The organism is Streptomyces sporangiiformans (genome assembly GCF_005768555.2).
Classification (GTDB): Bacteria; Actinomycetota; Actinomycetes; order Streptomycetales; family Streptomycetaceae; genus Streptomyces; species Streptomyces sporangiiformans.
Window position 1 is genome coordinate 1 of the sequence record NZ_VCHX02000251.1, and the last position, 3,991, is coordinate 3,991.

General features: G+C 72.2%; 1 protein-coding gene and 1 pseudogene. Both read right to left on the bottom strand.

Annotated features, from left to right (window positions below):
* Positions 1 to 118 precede the first annotated feature (118 nt).
* Complete coding sequence (gene fxsT / locus FGD71_RS35330) at positions 119 to 3,079, bottom strand: FxSxx-COOH system tetratricopeptide repeat protein (protein ID WP_119104639.1); 2,961 nt, start codon at positions 3,077 to 3,079, stop codon at positions 119 to 121.
* 166 nt (positions 3,080 to 3,245) lie between these two features.
* A pseudogene (locus FGD71_RS35335) lies at positions 3,246 to 3,991 on the bottom strand (FxsB family cyclophane-forming radical SAM/SPASM peptide maturase); the annotation flags it as partial.

Consider the following 3,991-nt stretch of genomic DNA (forward strand, 5'->3'; position numbering starts at 1 on the left):
GCCCGAGTCGCTACGACTCGGGCCGGGCCCTCCGGCGTGTGCGGTGACTCCGCGACACCCAGTACTCCCGGGGCGAGATACCGCGCGAAGTACCGGGTGAGCTCCCAGGTGCCTGCCCTCAGATCGGCTGGGGCTCGAAGTCCCAGTACGGCCGGTGCCGTTCGAGGATGTAGCGGGTGTGCTGATGGTCGGGGCCGAGCAGCTCGGTGAGCCGGGCCACGGCGTCCCGGTGCAGTTCCTCGGCCTCCTCGCGCTCCCCCAGCTCCGACAGATCGATCGCGAGGCCCGCCTTGAGGCTGATCGTCAGGACATGGGTCTCGCCGAGCGTCCGGGCGGCCCGCTCTGCCGCGTCCCGGCCGAGGGTCGCCGCCGACTCGGTGTCACCGACGGCGGCCAGCGCGGCCACCCCGTTCTTGGCGCAGCCGATGGCCCAGGGATGGTCCCGCCCCACCGCCTCCTCCATCTGTCGCGTCGTCCTGCGGGACAGCGTCAGTGCGGCGCGCGTCTCGCCCATGTCCCGCATGACGGTCGCGATGTTGTCCCGCGCCCCGATCGCGTACGGATGGGTGTCGCCCAGCTGAGCCGCGTAGTGTGCGGCGGTGGTCTCGGCCAGCTCCCTGGCCTGCGGCATCCTGTCCAGCTGGCGCAGCAGCATCGCGTAGTCGCAGGAGACCATCAGGCTCTCCGGGTGCACGACTCCGCGCCGGCGCAGCAGCTTCTCCCGGACCCCGCGCATCATGGCCTGCGCGAACTGGATGTCGCCGTCGCGGCGGGCGCACAGCGCGAGGTTGTGCTCGGCCTGCAGGGTCTGGCTGTGGTTGCGGTCGAGGACCTGGCTGTGCGCCCGGGAGTTGTGGCCCTGAATGGCGAGCGCCTCCCGGTAGCGACCGAGCAGCCGCAGCATCCAGGCGGTGCGCAACGCCGAGTTCAGCGTCAGCGCGTTCCTGTCGCCCAGGAGGTCCACCCGGGCCTCGAAGATCTTCCGGTGCAGGACGAGAGAGTCGGTGTAGTGGCCCTGCAGACCAAGGGCGACGGCGAGGTTGCTGCGGATGTTGAGGGTCCGGGGCACGTTCTCACCGCCCAGCGCGTCGGCGGCCTCCACCGCGGCCGCCTCGAACAGGGCGCGTGCCTCCGCGTACCGCCCGAGGGCCATCAGGGTGCCGCCGAGGCCGTCCTTGGCGCGGATCACCTCGATCGGCAGGACGTTCCGCGCCGCGCCGAGCCGGCGCAGGGTCTCGCGGCCGACCTCCTCGGCCTCCGCGTACCGCCCCAGTCTGCGCAGCATGTTGGCGAGCTGGTGGACGGCGACGAGCACCGAGCGGTCGGTGTCGCCGGACACCGCCCGCCAGTGGTCGACGGCCTGTCTGCTGAGCCACCAGCCGTCGTGGTACTCCCCGCGCATCCGCAGGTATTCGATGCAGTTGAGGGCGAGCTCACGGACGTCGTCGTCGGCCGAGTCGAGGACGCCGGCCGGTTCGAGGTGCGGGATGAGTTCGGCGTAGCGCGCCCAGTTGCCGGCCGAGTTGGCGTTACGGGGGTCCGCGGAGACCAGCACCTTGCGGGCTGCGGCCGAGTAGCGCTCGGCATCGCGCGGTGACTGCACGGACCGTACGTACCGGTGGAAGAGACGGTGCATGCGCAGCGTGCCGACGGTCTGGACGTCCATGCGCGGGCCCTGTTCGTACTCGACCCGCATGGAGGTGATCTCGGAGAGCTTGCGCAGCGCGGTGTTCCAGCTGCTCGGCTCGGCGACCAAATCGGCCAGTCCGTCCGGCAGATCGCCGTGCCGTGCCGTCTGGAGCAGTCGTACGGGCACCACGTCGGGCGAGAAGCAGACGAGCAGGTTCAGCAGCTGCCAGGCCGCCTCGGAGCCCTCGCGGAGGGTGTTGAGGAGCTTGGCCCAGGCGACCTGGAAGCTCTCCGGATAGTTCGCGGAGGCCATGACGCCGAAGCGGTCCGGTTTGCCGTCGCGGATGTCCCGGATGTACTCGTTGACCGGCACGGTGGGGTTGAGGTCCAGCCAGGCGGCCATCTGGTCGAGCAGCAGCGGCATGTCCTCGACGGCCTCGGCGAGCCGACCCGCCTGGAGGTCGGTCAGCCGCTCGGTGCGGCGCCCGACGAACGCCACGCTCTCCCGGCGCTCGAAGACCGGTACGGCCATGGTCTCGGCGTGCGCCGCCCAGTCCGCGCGGTGCGTGGTGATCAGCACATGGCCGCGTCCCGTGGGGACGAGATCGCTCAGCCGGTCGGGGGCGCCCGCGCCGTCCAGGACGAGCAGCCAGGGGCGTGCGGTGGCGTCGAGTTCGCGCTTGACCGCCTTGATGGTCGCCCCGAGATCACCCGCGTCGTCCAGTCCGAGCCGGGGCGCGAGCTCCGCGAACTGCTGGCGGGCGGTGACCCGGGTGGCGGCGCTGACCCACCACACGATGTCGTACTCGCCGGCGAACCGGTGGACGTACTCCAGCGCGAGCTGGGTCTTGCCGATGCCGCCGGGGCCGTGCAGCGCCACGGCACAGCCCTCGTCCCCCGCGGCGGACAACGCCCCGTACGCCTTCTCCAGGAGCTCGGTGCGGCCTATGAAGCGGCGATTGCGGCGCGGTGCCTGCCACACCTCCGGGGGATCGTCGGGGAAACGCGGGCCGCGGGACAGGTCGACGCTGATGCCGGGCTCCGGTACGCCCGCGCACTCCAGGACCCGGCTGCGGGCCACCTCGGGGCGCAGTCCGCGCAGTTCGACGGGTGCCAGCGCGATGACGGCCACCGGCAGGGGCCGGGCCGTGATGCTGACGGCGGTGATCCGGTCCCGGTACTCAGGCATCACCTGCCGCAGCGCGTCGGCCCAGGCTTCGAACCGCTCGGGGCCGAGGCGCTCGTACCAGTCGTCGATGACGAGAAGGATGCGCCCGGGGGCGCTCAGCAGATCGGTGAGCGCCGTGGCGGTGGGCGGGCGCCGCAGCGGATTCCAGCGCACCAGCGTCGTGGCCCGGCCGGCCGCCCTGACCTGGTGGTCGATCCATTTGGCCCAGGACTCGCTCTGTCCCGCGAAAACCACCGTGACGTGACCGAGCTCCACCGTCATCCCGCTGCCCCCTCAGCTGCACCTGTCACGACTGCGCACAGGTCATTCAATTGTGCGTCAAAAGGACTACAGAGGTGCAAGGTTGAGACACGCTCCGTACCCACCCGGTCGACGGAACCGCCCTCACCCGGTCGAGCGGGCCGAACTCCCGGTCTCGCGGCCGTCCTCATCCGACGCCGCCCGTCGTCCGGCTCAGGCGGTGCGCGACGTGCCGGATGAGTCGCTCCAGGTCGGCGCAGTACACGCTGGGGTGCAGGAAGCCCGTGCCGGGCGCGTAGCGGTGGGCGTAGTTCCCGCCGCCGCACACCCGGCGCACCGGGCAGCCCCGGCACTCCTCGGCCAGCGCCCGCTCGCCCAGCTGCCGTGCCGCGATGCCCGGATGACGCAGCGCTCGGTCGAACGAGTCCCGGAACACGTCGAGCCCGGTCTCCGGCGCTCCGTCGTACGCCGACTTCAGCGAGTCGACCTGCTCGATCGCACCGTCCGTCTCGACGACGACCGCGGCCATCGGGGACAGCCCCACGGCCTCGGCACCGCTGGGCGCGCCGAGCAGCAGCGCGGCGATCTCCTGGAAGAGGCGTATGCGCGTGTGGCGCCGGGACGCGTCCTGGGGCATGTCCCACCATGCGTCGAAGGCGGTGGCGAGCCAGTCGCCGTAGGGGGTCGGCCGGGGCCGGTGGCGACCGGGCGTCTCCCGGGCCAGGCGGTGCGGTGGGCGCTGCCAGTTGCCGTGCGGGAGAAGGAAGTCCACACCGGGTGGGCCCAGGTCGAGGAGCGAGTGGTAGACGTCGCGCGGGTCGGTGTCCAGGTCGATCGTGCAGAGGATTCCGGCGTACGTCGCCGGGCGCGCGGCGAGGCGTACGGCGGCCGCGCGGGCGGCGGGCCAGGCGGGGCGGCCGGTGCGGTCGACCC